Origin of the sequence: Chryseolinea sp. H1M3-3, from assembly GCF_029360725.1 — a bacterium.
In the GTDB taxonomy this organism is placed as follows: Bacteria; Bacteroidota; Bacteroidia; order Cytophagales; family Cyclobacteriaceae; genus Chryseolinea.
The window spans coordinates 36,545-56,618 of the sequence record NZ_JARKMY010000003.1 but is presented as its reverse complement, the minus strand read 5'-3'; the positions used below and the strand labels follow the sequence as shown (position 1 = coordinate 56,618).

The 20,074-nt window shown below is 44.4% G+C and carries 9 protein-coding genes; 8 read left to right on the top strand and 1 reads right to left on the bottom strand.

Going from position 1 to position 20,074, the window contains the following annotated elements; all coding sequences use genetic code 11:
* Positions 1–226 precede the first annotated feature (226 nt).
* The 8 genes from P2W71_RS13435 to P2W71_RS13400 all read left to right on the top strand — a co-directional run bounded on the left by P2W71_RS13435 (position 227) and on the right by P2W71_RS13400 (position 16,922).
* On the top strand, positions 227–2,038 hold the full coding sequence (locus P2W71_RS13435) for a carboxypeptidase-like regulatory domain-containing protein (protein ID WP_276371776.1): 1,812 nt from the start codon (positions 227–229) through the stop codon (positions 2,036–2,038).
* Between the two features lie 15 nt (positions 2,039–2,053).
* The gene (locus tag P2W71_RS13430) at positions 2,054–3,511 is read left to right on the top strand and encodes a glycoside hydrolase family 76 protein (RefSeq protein ID WP_276371775.1); all 1,458 of its coding nucleotides are present in this window, start codon (positions 2,054–2,056) and stop codon (positions 3,509–3,511) included.
* Positions 3,512–3,529: 18 nt separating this feature from the next.
* Positions 3,530–6,733, top strand: coding sequence for a TonB-dependent receptor (locus tag P2W71_RS13425; RefSeq protein ID WP_276371774.1), 3,204 nt, complete (start codon positions 3,530–3,532; stop codon positions 6,731–6,733).
* Positions 6,734–6,772: 39 nt separating this feature from the next.
* Positions 6,773–8,830, top strand: coding sequence for a RagB/SusD family nutrient uptake outer membrane protein (locus tag P2W71_RS13420; protein WP_276371773.1), 2,058 nt, complete (start codon positions 6,773–6,775; stop codon positions 8,828–8,830).
* A 38-nt stretch (positions 8,831–8,868) separates the two neighbouring features.
* Positions 8,869–9,684, top strand: a complete 816-nt coding sequence (locus P2W71_RS13415) for a DUF3823 domain-containing protein (protein WP_276371772.1) — start codon at positions 8,869–8,871, stop codon at positions 9,682–9,684.
* A gap of 161 nt (positions 9,685–9,845) precedes the next feature.
* Positions 9,846–12,050, top strand: a complete 2,205-nt coding sequence (locus tag P2W71_RS13410) for a hypothetical protein (RefSeq protein WP_276371771.1) — start codon at positions 9,846–9,848, stop codon at positions 12,048–12,050.
* A 60-nt stretch (positions 12,051–12,110) separates the two neighbouring features.
* Positions 12,111–14,396, top strand: a complete 2,286-nt coding sequence (locus P2W71_RS13405) for a GH92 family glycosyl hydrolase (protein WP_276371770.1) — start codon at positions 12,111–12,113, stop codon at positions 14,394–14,396.
* Between the two features lie 21 nt (positions 14,397–14,417).
* Positions 14,418–16,922, top strand: a complete 2,505-nt coding sequence (locus P2W71_RS13400; RefSeq protein ID WP_276371769.1) for a DUF4965 domain-containing protein — start codon at positions 14,418–14,420, stop codon at positions 16,920–16,922.
* A gap of 69 nt (positions 16,923–16,991) precedes the next feature.
* On the opposite strand, the gene P2W71_RS13395 is transcribed toward P2W71_RS13400, so the two are convergent.
* Positions 16,992–19,580 carry a kelch repeat-containing protein gene (locus P2W71_RS13395; RefSeq protein WP_276371768.1) on the bottom strand — a complete coding sequence of 863 codons (2,589 nt, stop codon included), beginning with the start codon at positions 19,578–19,580 and terminating at the stop codon, positions 16,992–16,994.
* Positions 19,581–20,074: the final 494 nt, after the last annotated feature.

Below are 20,074 nucleotides of genomic sequence, written 5' to 3'. Positions count from 1 at the left end.
CAAGAGCCGGTAACAAACACTTTTATCCGATGCCAGTTGCTTCTCAATTTTTAAGGATTAACATTTTTTTCCGGCCATTAACCCTGTTTTAACCGGATTTTTAACCAATACATGACAACGTTAGCAGTCGAATTGCAATCGATAGAAGGCGTCTCTTCGCATCGGAAATGAAGAGGCTTTTGATGCAAACGAGATCATGTTAAACCTTAAACCATCCTAACCGATTATGAATAGAATTCTACGAGCTATCGGGTACATTCTTTTGCTGGGAACGGTCCTTGTCATACAGAGTTCCTGCGACAACGAAGATGAACCTCTTAATGACAATTTCGGGACAATAACCGGCAATGTGACCGATGGCGCCGGGCAACCTGTTTCGGATGTGACTGTTACCATTTCCGGTATCGACGAAGAGGATGTGTCGGTCACAACGGGCGCGGACGGTAAGTACACAGTTGAAAATGTATCCTTGAAATTACATGCCGTCACTTTTTCCAAATCCGGATGGCTAACCGTCAGCAACTCAGTGCAATTTGGGGATTTTGATGAGGGCAAAGTAGCCACAGTAGATGTTACGTTGGTGAATGCTTCAGCAAAAATCATTGGGGCTATTACGGATGCAAAAAGCGGTGGCGGACCGCTAGCCGACGTCAATGTTACCGTGGGGGTTGCGGGTACCGTGAAGAGTGGTGCCGATGGAAATTACGCCATTGAAAATCTTGTTGTCGATAACTATACCGTAACGTTTACGAAAGAAAATTATGTTACGCTTACTAGACAGGTAACTCCCGGCGACTTCATTGATGGCGTCGTAACAATGAACGTGACGATGGGAAGTCAGGAGCTTTTGCGTGGACTTACTGCGGACGACCTTTCGTCGGCTGACAAATGGTATTACAATGAATATCGTGGCGGACGCAATGCCGATGCTTATCCTCACTGGGACTGGGCATGCGATTATATGAGCACACTTGATTTCCGTGGTGCATGGCAGGAGCAGAACGAAGGAACAACACTGCAGATTCGTAATAATGAAGATGAGCGGACCAATCCAGCCGATCTCAATGTATTCGATTCGTTCGTGTACGGAAGTAAATTGATCACTGCGGATAACAAGATCTTATCATTAAGATTACGCACCCACAATGCCGACGAAGCAAGTCCTGCACATTTTGGCGTACAAGTAATTGACCTATCTGCGGCCCAGCCTGCTACCGTAAAAATTGGCGACAACCGAACCTATGGATCCGGTGATTATACCGACTTCGAATTTGACTTAAGCGAGTATGTAGGTAAAGAAGTAATTCTCGCAATAGGCATTTACCGGCAGGCTACCGGCGACTATTGGAAGCAACTTGTTCTTCGCGCGATTCGCTTTGCCGACAGAAAGGTAACAAACTGGGATTGGCTGCCGGGTACCGAAGTCATTCCGGAATGGAAGCTTACGCAGGAAACGGCACGCTCCACCATGCCGCATACAAAAAAATCATTTACAGGTTTAAGTCCGGTATCTGGGAACCGCGATAATTATGTAGATGCTTATCGTGCATGGCGTGACGTCGGCCACGTAGGCGCCGAGTGGTCTTTTGTTCCACTAAAGAAAGATCCGGAAGTGTTTCCTGCTGAAGGTTATATCCTCAAAACTCGTAATACACCGGAGGTCAGTACAACAGTGCCGGATGCATATATGTACGCGAAATTTGCCATTGCATCAGGCAGCAACCAGCTGACGTTTACAACGCGCAATTTCGGGAGCAACTTCACTTACTTCAAACTTACCGCTATTGAAGACAACGGTACGGTTACGCATGTGGCGCCTCAATCAAATACCGCCCAGGAAGCAAGCGCGGCCGCAGATGGTTGCTGGAAATTTAAGCATGGGGATGGAGGGTCGGGCAACCCGGAAGGTTATGCATCATTCGTGTATGACTTGTCACAATTCGATGGAAAGAATGTAACGCTCGCTTTTGGCGTGTATAACGGCGAGGCGAATACAGGTGAGAACAAACTTGTTTTTCACACAATCGATTTGAACTAAAGCGTGAATATAGCAATGACAAAATTTCGCACCATTACTTTTAAGATCACGACATGCATTCTCGTGTTTCTAATAATAGTCTCAGCGTGCAGCGATACCGTATCAGAAGAAAGCCCCGTGAATCCTCCGGGGGAAGTAAGCCTAGCTGAAAAAAATCTTCTTCGTGCTATGGAGCTAACCGACAAAGCCGTCTCGTCCCATTTTACTGGAGAAGGTATGGCGATGGCGAGGTATTACAATCCGTATACAGGTGTCCGTTCCGAAGAAAAAGGTAGTATATGGATGTACACCAGCGCCATTGAAGCGGTAACTGCTATCCTTCGTGCGCTCGAAACACAAAAAGAACACGGCAACCCCGCGCTTTACGACCAACATTTTAACAAGTATTCGGAATTGCTGGACAAGTTGTATGACAATGCAGATTATTACATGGGCACCTTCCAACTTGTTTCCTATACGCAAACCCGGGATTGGTCCGTATATGGGGTGAATCGCGGTGGTTCGAAAGGCTCCGCACAGGTCGCAGCAATCGATAACGTGTATGATGATCAGATGTGGCTTATTCGCGAACTTCTCGAAGCCTACAAAGTGACTGGTCAAGCCGAGTATCTGGAGAAAGCAGAATATTTAACGGAGTACGTGCTTGATGGATGGGATTGCACACGTGATGAAAATGGTGCAGAACGAGGCGGTATTCCTTGGGGGCCCGGCTATGTTACAAAACATGCATGCAGCAATGGACCCATGGTGAGTCCGCTTGTGTGGCTGCATGAATTGTACAAAGATAAAAGCGATGAAGTAGCCTACCGGTACATCGATGAAACCGATAAACAAACACGGCAGACAAGGCAGTTAAAGAAAAGCGATTATTACCTGGATTTCGCGAAAAAAATATATGCGTGGCAAAAGAACGAATTGCTTCGTGCCGATGGCGTGTACGATGACATGCGGGGTGGCTGCACTCCCGGGACCCCGCAAACAGAAACAGTTAACGGATTCGTCTATCGTAGAGGAAGTACCTGCCCGGATCGTGTAGGCCCACCGATAACTTATAACAGCGGCACCATGCTTTCAGGGGGGGCGGATTTATATCGTGCGACTGGCGAAAACGTGTATCTCGAGGATGCGAAAAATTTGTCGGATGCCGGTTTCCAATATTTTGCTAAGCTAGGACAAACGAGACCGGGCTACTATACCTATGACATCAGTGGATTCAGAAACTGGTTCAATGGCGTGCTGATGCGTGGCTATGTAGATGTATATCCTGCTTACGGAGGTGTTGCAGACTATATTGATTCATTCCAAAAGAATCTCGACTACGGATACGACAACTTTCTTTATGAAGGCGTTCTCCCTACAAATTTATTGGTAGGCTGGAACCTTGACAAAGGCAAGAACAACACAGAAGGCATGTTCAGCTTTGCTTTTGCCGCCGAATACGCCGTGCTCGCGCGATATGAACTTGAAAAATAACTAAAGCCAGTTTAGCCTATGCAGAATAAATACAAAAAACTATTGAGAAAACTGATCAGGCATTCCTTGTTAGGAATCATTGTTCAGTGCGTTGTTTTTTCTTCCGCTATTGGTTCGGAACCAATACAGCAGCAAGAGATAACAGTCACCGGTACAGTTACCGCTTCTGAAGATGAATCCGGCTTACCAGGGGTGAATGTAATTGTAAAAGGTACCAACAGAGGAACCACGACAGACACCAACGGAAAGTATACGATACTCGTTCCGGAAAATAACGCGACGCTGGTTTTTTCATTCATCGGTTATACAACCCAGGAGATAGCAGTCGCTTCACAATCGGTGATTGATGTGGTCCTGGGTGCGGATGTTCGGCAACTGAACGAAGTAGTCGTGGTTGGTTATGGTACCCAACAAAAGGTAACATTGACCGGAGCTGTAGCTAACATCAAAGGCGATGAATTGCGTCAAACTAAAAACGAAAATCCACAAAACATGCTCACGGGTAGAATTGCCGGTGTTCGTGTATGGCAACGAAGCGCTGAGCCGGGAACATTCAACAACAACTTCGACATCCGTGGACTAGGGTCTCCGTTGGTTGTAATCGATGGTATTCCCCGGTCAGTAGACGACTTTCAACGATTGAATCCAAGTGACATTGAAGATATATCTGTATTGAAAGATGCTTCCGCAGCTATTTACGGCGTACGTGCTGCTAACGGGGTTGTACTTGTAACTACAAAGAAAGGAGAAAAAGGAAAAACGTCGATAATCTACAACGGTTCGTATACGCTTCAGAAACCTTCAGGAATGCCTGTGCTTGCCGATCCGTATGAAACAATGACGCTCTACAATGAGAGGTCAATGAACAATATCAATGGGGGGAGTATCATATATGGAGAAGATGATTTCGAAGCTTTCCGAAGTGGTGCTCGTCGCACGACCGATTGGACTTCCCTACTGTTCTCGGATTTTTCGCCTCAGACTCAACACGATGTGAGCATTAATGGTGGAGCCGAAAAAACCCAATACTACGTCGGGATGGGATACCTCTTCCAGGAAGGTTTTTTCAAGTCAGGTGATTTAAACTATAATAAAATAAATCTTCGGACCAACATTACTACAGAGCTTGCAAAAGGATTGACTTTCAATCTAAACCTCAGTGGGATTGCCGATCAGCGTAACACACCGTACTCCAGCGCAGTGGACATTATTAGAAACTATTGGAGGCAAGGCGTATTGTTTCCAGCCTATGCCGATCCTGAAAATACGATGCTGAACTATGAAGGGCTGGATCTCGAGGAAAATACCGTAGCCAAAATGACTTCCGATATATCCGGGTATCGAGAATATAATCAGAAATATTTCCAGTCTTCAGCAACACTCAACTTCGATTTTGGAACAGTATCGCCTGCACTCGAAGGCCTATCGGCAAAAGCATTGGTCAGCTATGATTATCGCAACGACGACAATACAATTTATCGAAAAGAGTATTATCAATATGCATACAATACATCAAGTGGTTCGTACGAGTCTAAACTGTACAACTCCAGCTCTCCCAATCAAATACGCCGCGAATTGTTTGGCAAGCAACAGCTACTAGGTCAGTTCATACTGAATTATAATCGCACGATCGGAGACAGACACAATGTGAGCGGTCTCGTAGGTTATGAAACACAAGAGCGTAAGGGCGATAACTTCTATGCGCAGCGCGACCTTGCATTTGGTATGGAATATCTCTTTGCCGGCGTGAATGAAAACCAGCTTGGCGGCATGCTAAGCGGCTTGGGTGATGTTTACCAGTATGCCAACGCAGCGTTGTTCGGAAGATTGAATTACACCTTTGCCGATCGTTATATTGTCGAAGGTCAGTTTCGCTATGATGGTTCATCAAAGTTTGCTAAAGGTCAACAGTGGGGTTTCTTCCCGTCGGCGTCAGTAGGCTGGCGTATATCCGAGGAATCTTTCTTTAAATCATCTTCGGCGCTGGCGTTTGTCGATCAGTTGAAAATTCGTGCAAGCTATGGTGTGCTTGGCGACGACGGTGAACTGCAATACGATTGGGCTACAGGCTACACTTACCCTGCGGTGGGTGAGAATGCGGGCGCAGGGTATTACAACAAATATGCGCCGGGTTATGTGTTCGATGGAGATTTTGTATTTGGTGTGTCTACGTTAGCACTTCCCAATGAGTTGATCACCTGGTTCACTGCGAATACGTTTGATGTCGGTGTTGACTTTGAAGGATGGAATGGTTTGTTTGGATTTTCATTCGATTATTTTGACCGTAGGAGGGAGGGACGTTTTGCACGCCGGACAGGCGCTTTGCCTACGGTAGTCGGGGCTCAGGCTCCAAGAGAAAACCTGGACAGTGATCGTCATTTTGGTATCGACCTTGAACTCTCACATCGTAACACAATAGGAAATTTTTCCTACCGCATAAAAGCAATTGGTTCCATTACCCGCCAAAAATATCTGACAGCATCAGAAAAGGGACCGTGGGGAAACTCCTACGACCGCTGGCGCAACGACAATCTTAATAACCGCTTTCAGGGGTTGGAGTTCGGATACGAAGGGGCTGGACGTTATGAAAACTGGGACGACATCTGGTCATATCCAATTTACAAAGAAAGAGACATTCTGCCCGGCGACTACAAGTATGAGGATTGGAATGGCGATGGTGAAATTAACGGTCAGGATGAGCACCCTTATGCCTACAATCAAACACCATGGATGAATTTCAGTTTGGCCTATGACTGTTCATATAAAAGTTTTGACCTGAACTTCCTCTTCCAGGGAACGGCCCTGGGCTCTATGCAATATAAAGAACCGTTGTATTCTATTTGGGGAACCAACGGAGGGGGTACGCTTGAACAATATCTCGACCGATGGCATCCAGTGGATCCGTTGGCAGATCCATACAATCCCGAAACGGATTGGGTCGATGGTTATTATGGTTTTACGGGAAGATACCCACGGGAGAATTCTGATTTCAACCGTGTGAGCACAACCTATCTCCGGCTTAAGAGCATCGAACTTGGTTACACGCTACCCAAAAAGATCAGGGCATTCTCTTCCATGAATGTTCGGGTGTTTGCCAACGCCTATAACCTATTCACAATAACAGGGGTGAAGTATGTTGATCCGGAGCATCCCGATGATGACTTGGGTAGGATGTACCCGATCAACAAAACGTATACCGTTGGTGTGTCGGCCAAGTTTTAATGCATAGAATGTAAGACTTATAAAAAATTGACGATAACTATGAAAAGGAAATATACATTACTCCTGATCGCCTTGATTACTTTCTCCGGTTGTACGGATCTTGATATTCCACCGCAGAATATTATCAGTGATAAAGATCTGATGACAAGCGATTCGGGAATGAAAGTTTATCTGGCCCGGATGTACAGCAGAATGCCGTTTGAAGATTTCAAATACATGGCGGAGTGGGGTATCGAATACAACGCATGGCTGGGCTCGATGGGGATTGAAGGTACTGGAGAAGCTGTGAACAGGGACGGCATTTCAAGGGCGTTTACTGGTGAGAGAACTGCATACTGGACAGATGCATTTGTTTTACTTCGCGATGCCAATTATTTGATCGAAACGTTGCCTCAATATCAAAACGTTTTTCCGGAAGTTACCTATAATCATTATTTAGGGGAAGCTTACTTTGCGCGCGCCGTTGTATTCTCTGCCATGGCACGACGTTTTGGGGGTGTACCTTTGGTGACAAAGATTCTTAACTATCCGGCAGAACAAGATGAATTAGAAGTGCCACGCGCCTCCGAGGAGGAAACCTGGAACCAGGTGCTCGCCGACTATGATCAGGCAATTGCCTTATTACAACCGATTAGTCCTGAAAGAGGGTATGCAAACAAATATGTTGCCTTATCTTTCAAATCAGAAGCCATGTTGTATGCAGGCAGTGTAGCGAAATACAACGAGACGGTTACCGGTCGACTTACCGGATTTGGTCAGAAAACCGGTGTACGCGTAATTGGATTTGCCGAGGAGACAGCACAGGAGGCTTCGAAAAAATATTTCCAGGAAGCTTATTCAGCTGCCCGCGAAGTGATCAACAGTGGCCGATATTCGCTTTATAAAAGGAAATGGGCTGCAGGCGATCGTGACGCACAATATCAAAACATGGTTGATATGTTCAGCGATCTCACAAGTCCTGAAAATATCTATGTGAAAGAATATGTTTATCCTACCTTTACGCATGGCTACGATGCGTATAGCGCACCGTTTATATTTAAGGCGCCGTTAGCATCGGGCACTTGTCCTACGCTAGACTTCTTAGAATTATTTGAAGGTTTTGATCGCTATCCTGACGGTACGATTAAAGTGACCACCGGTTCTTCCAATATGGAAGGCGAATACCTGATGTACGATTCGCCGCTGGATTTTTTTGAAAATGCCGAACCACGTCTTCGTGCTTATGTAATTTTCCCCGGCGATGTATTCAAAGGAAGGGAAATTGACATTCGCGCTGGCGTGTACACAGGTGCTACGCCTGTAACTCCCTTATTTAACGACTATTCGTACGCAACTGCTGAAACACGTTATCAAAATCTGCCTGCTTATACCGGCGGATCCAAAACACTTTTTCTTAGTCCACGGGAAGGCAATGGTCAGGAGACGGTGCCTTATGGCGGGGGCAACATAACAGCTGCCGGTGCCAATGGTCCATTTTACGACAACGGAGAAGGCTGCCTTACAGGGTTGTATGGTCGCAAATGGCTAAACCCCAATCCTTCTTTCGAAGCCGGTGAAGGTAGATCAGCGCAGCCCTTTATTTTAATGCGCTATGCTGAAGTATTACTTACGGCAGCAGAGGCAGCAGTAGAGCTATCGTTAGCTGGAGAAACTTCCCCCGATGGTTCCGATCTGATGCTGGTCGCAACGGAAGCTGTGAATCAGATTCGCGAAAGAGCGGGGGCAACGCTTCTTGCTGGAGGCATCACACCTGACGTAATGGGTCGTAACATTGTGCGGAAAGAACGCCGCAAGGAACTTGCGCTTGAACACAAAACCAAATGGGATTTGCGGCGATGGAGAGTGCAACACTATGAAGAACGAGATGGCTTCTGGGGTGAAACCAGAAACAAAGATTTGTTTAGCAGCAACGCGCGTTATCGCTTCCGCGGCTTGTATCCGTTTTTTTCTACACAAACTGGTAAGTACTTTTTCGATGCCCGTTTTCAATGGGTAAGCCTGAAGACCTTCGAGTACAACATCGTCGACTATTACTTTCAGATTCCCGCGGGTGAAGTATCAAAAAGTGCGGTAATTGACCAGCAGCCAAACCGTTAAATAATGACGAATTATTAATAACCATAGAATTACAGAAGATGAAAAAGTTATCATCATATATACTATTGCTCGCACTGTTTCCTTTCAGTTCATGCAGTTTGTTTGAGCTTGACAACTATGAAGAACCCACCGAAACACTGCAAGGCGAAGTGGTGGATTCAGAAACGGGTGAACCGGTACTTACTGATCACGGGAGCGAGGGTATTCGTGTGCGACTCACTGAACTCAGCTGGGGAGATAATGTTACGCCCAATCCTGACTTCTTTTGCATGCCTGACGGAAAATTCCAAAACACAAAAGTATTTAAAGGAACCTACAACGTTCGCATTGACGGACCTTTCATTCCTTTAATTCGTGAAGATGATCGTGGAGTTCCTCTTGCTGATGAAACTCAAACGGTAGACATCCAGGCCGTCACCAATGTTAAGTTTGAAGTGCAGCCTTTCCTCAAAATAGAGTGGGTAGCAGCGCCTGAAGTTGTTAACGGTAAGGTTAGAGCAAAGGTACGTGTTACACGCGGCGTGACTGAAGAAGATTTTCGAGCTAAGGTTGAACCGATGGGGGGTTATAGCAACAGCTTTCTAAATGTTACCGATATACAGCTGTTTATCAGCTATTCCTCTACTGTAGGTTATCGTGCGCGCGACGAACGTTGGTCAAGCGTGTTAGAATATTCCGGTTCAACTTTCAACGCATTGTTAGGCGAAACGATTACCATCGAATCGAATGGAACAATCCCTTCCGGAAGGGCCGTCTTCATCAGAGCTGCAGCGCGCATCAACTACGACACACCCAGAGGCAGCGGCACCAGGAGATGGAATTACAATGAAGCTAAGCAATTGCTGATCCCATAATTTGGTTTGGGTTGGAAGTCACCTCACAATGGGGTGGCTTTTTACCTTTTCATTATGGGCCGGCGGGTGAGCTGTTCAGATCTCATCGCAAGTTTTTCACATGACTTCGATCTGCCGGGATAATCACTTCCCTTCCTAAGTAAAACGCGATTAAATATCAAATGGAAAAAACGATCATACTTTATCTTCTGCTAGCCCTTTCGTTTCAAGTTTGTTCTCAGTCACATCAAAAGGAGAAGCTATCACGAAGTACGCCAGGAGAAAAAACAATTTTTCAAACGGCTAATCCATGGAAACCTGTTACCGATACCCGGGCTGATGTTGCCATCGTGTACAGTGTAAAAGAGCATCATGAAAAAGGCAGTTTAACTTTTGAACAACGCGTTCAAACCTGGCGTGACAAAGGATACAAAACACATTTCATGACTGGAATCGCCTGGGGTGAATACCAGGATTACTTTACTGGCAAGTGGGATGGAAAGAAGCACTTCGACGAAGGGCAGGTAACTCAAAAAGGTGACACCATTTGGCACGGGCGCATGGTGCCATACATTGTGCCTTCCATGAATTTCATCAAGTATTTAAAAGAAGAAGTGATTAGACGTGTGATCGACGCCGGCATTGACGCTATTTATCTCGAAGAACCCGAGTTCTGGGCAAGGGCGGGCTACAGCGCAGCATTCAAAAAAGAGTGGAAGGAATACTACGGGTTTGACTGGAGACCGCAGCACGAATCACCCGAGAACACATACTTATCCAACAAGTTAAAATATCACCTTTATTACCGGGCAGTGAACGAATGTTTCACCTTCGCGAAGGCGTACGGTAAAACCAAGGGAATGAACATCCGTTGCTATGTCCCAACGCATTCGCTAGTGAATTATTCACAGTGGATGATTGTCAGCCCGGAAGCTAGTCTCGCTTCCTTGCCTTGTGTGGACGGTTACATTGCACAGGTCTGGACGGGTACGTCACGCGAGCCCAATTTTTTCAATGGGCAAAAAAAAGAACGCGTGTTTGAGACTGCATTTTTGGAATATGGTTCCATGGAGTCGATGACATCGCCTACCGGAAGAAAGATGTTTTTTCTCACCGACCCGATCGAAGATTGGCCACGCGATTGGGCGGACTACAAGAAAAATTACGAGGCAACTTTTACGGCACAGCTACTCTATCCGATGATTGCCGATTATGAAGTGATGCCATGGCCCGATCGAATTTATGAAGGTCTCTATCGCACAAGCGCCGAAAACGATAAGAAGGAGCGGATCCCGCGTTTTTATTCAACGCAGATGCAGGTGATGATCAATACCCTGAACAACATGCCGTTGTCTGAAAACAAAGTGAGCGGCTCGCAGGGCATAGGTATTCTTATGGGGAACTCACTGATGTTTCAGCGTTTCCCGGTTCACAATGGCTACGAAGATCCACAGCTGTCAAACTTTTATGGTCAAGCGCTTCCATTATTAAAGCGAGGCGTTCCCGTTAAAACAATTCACATAGAAAATGTTTCCGTTGCCAAAACATGGAGTGATGTAAAGATCCTGATCATGTCTTACTCCAATATGAAACCCATGGATAAGGCAGCGCATGATCACATTGCCGAGTGGGTAAAAAATGGAGGGGCGTTAATATACTGCGGTAAGGATGATGACGCTTTTCAAAGCGTACAGGAGTGGTGGAATACAGGTGCAAATACTTTCAAGACGCCATCAGCGCATTTGTTTATTAAGCTAGGTTTGAAAGAACCTTTCAGCGCCGGTGAATATACTTGCGGCAAAGGAAAAGTTTATATCATGCGGAACGATCCGAAAGAGTTTATTATGAAGGAGAAAAATGATAGCACATTTGTAAATGCTGTTAAACGATTGTATGAAGCAGGGAGAGATCAGGCAAAACTTGAGTTAAAAAATCACTTTAGGCTTACGCGGGGACCTTACGAACTTATTGCTGTTATTGATGAAAATTCCGATCAGTCTCCCTTCACCATTAAGGGAAAGTTCATTGATTTATTTGATCCGGAAATCCCTATTCTAGATGAAAAACAAGTGCAGCCCGGAGCGCAAGCATTTTTATACAATATCAGCAACGTTAAAAATCCTGGAACACCGCAGGTACTGGCAACAGCTGCGAGAGTTTATGAAGAAAAGGCGATGAAGAATGGTTATTCATTCGTTGCGAAAAGTCCATTGAATACCACCAACGTGATGAGAATTCTGCTTCCTGAAAAAGTAAAAAGTATTGAAGTGACAGATGCTGACGGTAATGTGGTGCAGGCGAAAACATCGTGGGACGAATCGAGCAAAACGTGTTTTCTAAGTTTTGAGAACAACCCGGATGGAATCCATGTCAAATTAGGCTGGTGAATCATTATAAGGATAACGGAGAGGCTATTTAATTCAATGCAGAAAAAATAATGAGCTAAGATGAGGAGGAAGATTAAATTATTAGGGCAGACGTTTTTTGTATGTTGTTTTATCGTGAATGTAAATGCGCAGGTCGCTGACCCTGTTGATTATGTAAGCACAATGGTAGGAACGAATTCCAAATTCGAGCTTTCAACAGGAAATACCTATCCCGCCATCGCGCTTCCCTGGGGCATGAATTTTTGGTCCCCTCAAACGGGTAAGATGGGCGACGGGTGGATGTATACTTATACAGCTGATAAGATCAGGGGATTTAAACAGACCCATCAGCCAAGTCCATGGATGAATGACTATGGACAATTTTCCCTTATGCCCATTACCGGCAACGCGGTGTTTGATGAGGATCAAAGAGCAAGCTGGTTTTCACATAAGGCAGAAGTTGCCAAACCTTATTATTATCGGGTACATCTAGCCGATCACGATGTGACGACGGAAATCACCCCTACAGAAAGAGCGGCCATCTTCCGCTTTACTTTTCCTGACAGTAAGCACTCTTTCATTGTTACGGATGCTTTTGACAAAGGATCGTTTATAAGAATTATTCCTGAAGAGAACATGATCGTTGGCTACACAACACGTAATAGCGGTGGCGTACCTGACAACTTTAAAAATTATTTTGTAATCGTTTTTGACAAGACTTTCTCTTACTTCGCGACTGTTCAAGATGGCAAGATAATAGAAGGAGAGAAGGAGTTCAAAGGAAATCATGCAGGCGCAATTATTGGGTTTCCAACATCAAAGGATGAACAGGTCCACGCTCGCGTGGCTTCTTCTTTTATCAGCGAAGCGCAGGCACTCATCAACTTGAAAGAGCTGGGTTATGAAGGCTTCGACAAAGTAGTTGACAAAGGAAAACAACGTTGGAACGAGGTGTTGGGAAAGATCAAAGTCGAAGACGATAATATCGACAACATAAGAACTTTCTATTCTTCTTTTTATCGCTCGGTTTTATTCCCTCGGAATTTTTCTGAAGTTGACGCAAATGGTAAAATCATTCACTATAGCCCATACAATGGAAAAGTTTTGCCAGGTTACATGTTTACTGATACTGGATTCTGGGATACCTTTCGCAGCTTGTTTCCATTCTTGAATCTTTTATTCCCTTCTGAAAATGTGAAAATGCAAGAGGGTCTTGTCAACGCGTATAAGGAAAGCGGTTTCCTTCCGGAATGGGCCAGCCCCGGACACCGGGATATCATGGTAGGAAATAATTCGGCGTCTGTTGTAGCCGACGCTTACTTGAAAGGCTTGCGCGGATATGATATCGAGGTATTGTGGGAAGCGCTTAAGCATGGCGCGAACACGGTACATCCGAACGTTTCCGCTACGGGTAGAAAAGGTTATGTGTATTATAACAAGCACGGTTATATCCCGAGCAACGTAGACGTTGACCAAAATGTAGCCCGCACGTTAGAATATGCTTATGATGATTGGACGATCTACCGGCTTGGCAAAGCACTTCATAAGCCGCAACAGGAAATTTCGGTGTATGCAAAAAGAGCTATGAATTATAAAAATTTGTATAATCCGAAGCGTAGATTGATGGCAGGGCGCACGACAACTGGATCTTTCTCTGATTTGTTTAATCCGACAGATTGGGGCCGTGATTTTACTGAAGGAAACAGCTGGCACTACTCGTGGTCAGTATTTCACGATCCCCAGGGATTGATTGAATTGATGGGCGGGCAAAAAGAATTTGTAACAATGCTCGACTCTGTTTTCACTATTCCCGGATCGAAGGGGATGGAGAGCCGTTCGATGATTCACGAGATGCGAGAGATGCAAGTGATGAACATGGGCCAATATGCGCATGGCAATCAGCCAATTCAGCACATGGTGTATTTGTACAACTATGCAGGTGAACCCTGGAAAGCGCAATACTGGGCGCGGGAAATCATGGACAAACTTTATGCTGCTACACCGGATGGATATTGCGGCGATGAGGATAACGGACAAACGTCGGCGTGGTATGTGTTCTCTGCTTTAGGATTCTACCCATTGTGCCCGGGTAGCAATGAATATATTCTAGGGTCTCCGTTGTTCAAGTCTGTGACGATACAACTTGAAAATGAAAAAGAGATAGAGATAAAAGCAGATGGTAATTCAAAAGAAAACTGCTATATCGCGGAAGTATTGTTAAATGGTAAGTTGCACACAACAAACTATCTGACACACGAAGATTTAATGAAGGGAGCAAAAATCAATTTTAAAATGGGCCGGGTTCCCAACAAAAGCCGGGGAATAAATAAGAGTGACTTCCCATATTCTTTCTCAAACGAAAAATAAACAGCAAAGGAATTAAGTTTTATGTTCAAGATATCTTTAAATAAAATACTCGCCGTTTTTGTTGTAACCTTCAGTTTGGGTTCATGTGCCCAACAGGAGAAACAAAATGAGGAAGCCGGCCGCGAGTTTCGTGCGCCAGCCTATCCGTTAATAACAATTGATCCTTATACGAGCGCATGGTCAACCTCCGACCAGTTATTTGACAGTCCGGTAAAGCACTGGACAGGCAAAAATCATTCGTTGATCGGTGCCGTGCGGGTTGACGGGCAAACGTACAGATTCCTTGGAAAGGAAGAAACTCCACTGCAGCCAGTTTTACCCAACGCGAAATATGAAGCCTGGGAGGGTAGATTCGTTATCAAAGAACCTGCAAAAGGGTGGGAGAAACCGGGGTTCAACGACGCTTCATGGAAAAGTGGCAAAGCAGGTTTTGGCACACCCAATACCTTCGAAACGAATACGTCTTGGGAAACAAAGGAAATATGGGTGCGCAGGGAATTCAACTTACCAGCTAACGAAAGCAATGAACTCTATTTAAATTATTCTCACGATGACGATTTCGAGTTATACCTGAACGGAACTCAGATCGTTAATACAGGCAACCGCGCCAGGAGCAATGTGACGCTGAAACTTGATAAGAGTCTGTTGAATGCTGGTGGGAAAAATATTATCGCTGCCCACTGTCTTGATCGCGGTGGTTTGGCTTATGTTGACTTTGGTATTTTTAAAGAAAGTGATCAGAAGCCCACCTTTAAACAAACTGCAATTCAAAAAAGCGTAAAGATCACAGCAACACAAACGAAGTATGATTTCACCTGCGGCCCTGTGGACTTACACCTGGAATTTGTTTCTCCATTGCTGATGGACGATTTGGATTTGCTTTCGCGACCAGTAAACTACGTCAGTTATGAAGTGGTATCTAACGATGGGAAATCACACGATGTGGCGGTATATTTTGATGCAACACCCGAGTGGGCCGTTAATGAATTAAACCAGGAAGTTGAAGTTACCGCTGGAAAAACTGGTGCGGTCAATTTCGCTAAAGCCGGAACAACGGAACAATCCATTTTGCAAAAGAAGGGCGACAATGTGCGTATAGACTGGGGGTATTTTTATCTGGCTTCCACTGAATCTACAAACACCGCTGTAGCTGTTGGAGGCTTCTCTTCGATGAAAGAATCTTTTGTAAAAGGAGGCAAAATAAATTCTGCAAGCGACAAAATCACAGCAGTCATGTCTAATACAATGCCTGTACTTGCTTATACTGACAATCTTGACAAAGTTTCCACTACACCCGAATCAGGCTATGTGATGCTGGCATACGATGATCTTGAATCGATACAATATTTTGGAGATAATCTTAAGGCGTGGTGGACGAAAGACGGTCAGGTCACGTTTGACAAAGCCCTGATTGCCGCTGCCACCGACTACAAGAAAATAATGGCTCGGTGTGATGATTTTGACAGCAAAATCTATCGCGAAGCACTTCAAGCAGGCGGCGAAAACTATGCACGCCTTTGTCTGCTGGCTTATCGTCAATCCATTGCGGCGCACAAATTGGTTAAGGATACGCAAGGCAACACGCTGTTCCTATCAAAGGAGAATTTCAGCAATGGATCCATCGGTACGGTGGATGTAACCTATCCATCTGCGCCTTTATTTTTGAAATACAATCCAGAACTTTTGAAAGGAATGTTGAACCCGATCTTTTACTATACTGAAAGCGGAAAATGGACCAAACCTTTTGCCGCTCATGATGTAGGCACTTATCCCCAGGCCAATGGACAAACGTATGGCGGCGATATGCCAGTGGAGGAATGTGGCAATATGTTAATTTTGACAACGGCTATTGCTGATGTAGAGGGGAATGCCGGCTACGCTGAGAAACATTGGGAAGCCCTGACGACCTGGGCGAATTATCTTCTCGAACACGGACTTGATCCCGAGAATCAACTTTGTACCGATGACTTCGCAGGACATTTTGCTCACAACGTAAATCTTTCGGCTAAAGCTATAATGGGCATTGCCGGTTATGGAAAGCTGGCGGAAATGCTTGGCAAAAAAGATGTATCCGAAAAATACACATCGGCAGCGAAGGGCATGGCGCAGGAGTGGATAAAAATGGCTGACGATGGTGACCATTTCCGATTGACGTTCGATCAGCCCGGAACATGGAGTCAGAAATATAATCTTGTTTGGGATAAATTGTTAAACCTCGGAATTTTTCCTGAGGAAGTGTTGCAGAAAGAAGTTGCTTATTATCTAACGAAACAAAATAAATATGGATTGCCATTGGATAACCGGCGCACGTATACAAAAGCAGATTGGATTATATGGACCGCCACGCTAGCAAGTGATACGTCCACTTTCCGGAAATTTGTTGACCCGGTTTATGGTTTTGTTATTGAAACGCCTGACCGTGTCCCAATGAGCGACTGGTATGAAACACCCGATGCGACACAGGTCGGATTTCAGGCTCGTTCGGTAGTGGGAGGTTATTTTATTAAGATGCTGGATGAAAAATAATTAATTTGATAAGCTAACTCGAATAAAGAGTAATAGATAATTGGAATCGCGAAGCATTCGCGGTATAGCTCATGTTGAACCTTTGTAAGGATGAGAATAATCATTGCCCATTGCTTTTCTATATTCAATAACAAAAGCCTGATAGCGGATTCTGGCTTCGTCATTCATTTTTAATTTTTGCATCGCCTTAATTTGATACGTCAGCGCTACATCATTGAGTGGATCGATATTAAATATAGCTTCTGCTAAGGCAATCGTTGTATGATAGCGCTCCGCTGAAAAACTTTTTTCCATTTCTACAATCAATACCGGTTCCAGTTTCTTTTCCATCTCTTCTTTAAATGAATCATACAGCGGATGGTCAGAGAGTTGCAGAAACTTGCCGCGCGATAATATTTCAACGAGTTCATCTCTGTGTCGTTCTGCATCCTTCGTGAAGATTAACTGTATGCAACGGGTATAGTCACAGTAGACTCCCGGGCCTTGCTCTATTTTAAAGTGGCCTTTTTCATATATTAATTCTATGCCGTCAAGTTCACTTAAAACTTTACGCAAATGATTTATAGTAACTCCCCTGGAATTTTTCACTTTGTCGGCAGGCTTGTCGGGCCATAGGATATTGCTGAGTCGCTGTGACGCAATGCCCTCATCGGTTATGCTGTATTGCAATATCAGACAGAAGATTTGCTTCAGCTGAGCGCTAAACATGTAAGTAATGTCCCGATTTTTTTTGTCACGTACAGTGAAATCTCCGAAAAGGTAAATGCTGTTAGCTCTTGTTGGGCCTTCAATCTTATTTGCCGGCGTTTCGATTTTATTAATAGCAATGGAGTCTGGCCCAACAGGATATCTAACCTCCCTGGATTTTTTGTATCCCAGCTTCTTATAAAAAAGATAACCCAGGATAGCTACCAATGAAAACGAAAGTATAACTACCGCTAAGGTGTAGTTGTTTTTCTCCATTGAATAACTTGCCAGTTCCTGCGCCGTAAGTGGAGGGAATGACAAGGAATAAACTTTCACATTTGAAGAAATGTCATCGTCAAATTCCTGAACAACAGCAAATAAATTGTTTAGTACACTGTCATAGTAGAGATTAGCGTTGGTTGTAATTTTATCTGAGCGTATCGGAATTGAATCTCCAAGTATCTCGTAAGTACCATCCTTCAGTGAAAATTTGTACAGCTTAAGAAGTGATTCAGAAAAATGCTCTGGATAGCATAGCGTATAAAAGCATGAATCGTCGAGAATAACCATTCCTCGTACGGGAACCATATTGTCCTGTTTCCATTGAATTTCCCAAAGCTTTGAAATATGTTTTGTATCGAGGTCTATCTTGTACAGATCATAATAGTATTTTCTTCCAACGGTCTGCTCTCCCGATTCATTACCCATTCCGCCAAAAACATAGATGGAGTTGGTTTTTTTTAAATAGCCAACCGACGAAAAGTATCGGGGTGATAGAAAGTCTCCGGTAAAACCTGCCACGGTATCCCATTCCTTTTTATTTAAATCATAGGAGAAGAAATCCTTACTGTAGCGCATGCGTCCGAAACCACCAAACAAAGTGAATTGCTCTGCAGAGGGGTTGAAGTAAGCGCCATGGTGATGCAACGGACTGGGTAGTTGCTCGGAGCTTTCGGCTGTCCATTGATACGAACCCAGGTCCAGGCTCGCTACGGTTGGGCCGGCATAGTCATCATTGTATGTTTCATACGCATACAGTTTCTCATGTTTTGTATCAATGAAGTTGGTTCCTAATACGAGTTCAACCGGACATTTTTCCTGGAAGACTTTGAGGTTTGTGACACCCGATCTCGTGTTGTAGATATACAACGAATCGCGGTTGAAATAATATATCTCCTTCCTTTCAGGATTATAATTTGCGCCGGCTACCGATTGCGACTTAAATGATGTTTTATATCTCCAGTGGTACGCGTCATTTACCAACCACTCCGGATTTAAAACTGCACCAACGGCTTCGCCTCTGACATCATGGACGATGCTGCCTTTGCTTTCATCTAAAGCAAAGGAGTGCTTCTCATGATTGCCGACAGAAAGGTTTTTTATCGCGAATGAGGGTACATCAATAATATGATCACTTCTGCCGAAAAGTATGACCGGCGAATACACGTCGGGAAACTTTTCATTTCCAGTGCTAAATGTTTGATTGTTTATTGTGAGTTTTATGGAATCGCCTTTCAGGTCGAATGAGATTTTCATTTTGAACCAATGCATGTTAAGCAATTCCGCCCTGTCGATGTTGGCTACGATCAGATTGCTCTTACCTTCTTCATTAAACTTGAAGGTGAGGTTATCACCTTGACCATCATAAAAAAGATTATAGATTCTATTGCTTTCTTTGTTTTTGATTCGCAGAATATAGCCGAACTCCGATTCAGGGTAAAGTGAGAGGCTAAAATCAATATCGAAATAGTCTGAGAACGTGATAGTTTTATTACCGAAAACATTGTACGACGTCCGTTGATTGATGGGTTGTTCACTGCCATGAAACTTCAATCCTCCCGGCGACGACGCATGCAGCGGCATAAACCCAAACATTAGCAATACACAGCATAACGATTTTAACGACGAAAGCATAACTTCAAAATTCCGAAAGAAAATACACACATCCCCTTGCATTCCACGTTTATTCACGGTTTTCGGAGACAAAATATAAAAAAGCAAGCATTTAATTTCGAATGCAAGCGCCTGCCTTTTTTTGTCACAGGTTTTTATTTATTAAAATCGGTCAGCTTAAAGAATGTTTTTGCAAAAAGGAACGATGCTTTCAAATAGTCAAAGGACGACAGGCGGGCGGTTTACAGACATTCACGAGCATCATCCGGATAATCCCAAAAAATCATCAACATAGACTGGCCCCGCGACGACCAGAGACAACACCAGACCATTCGTGAGAAAACACTACCGTTGTGAGCTTGATTGCCCAGGTCATTTTGGAGAAGATGGGTAATATCCCCATGATTACTCAAGTCAATCTATGGATTACCGCATCGAGACCGAAAATACCTCACTAGTGAAAGTCCAAGAGCAATGTTGCAAAGGAGATTATGAATATTCCGATCAGGTGATGAGGAGAAACTTTTTTTAACATAACGTCAATCTTTAAAAACGATTACCATCAAAAAACT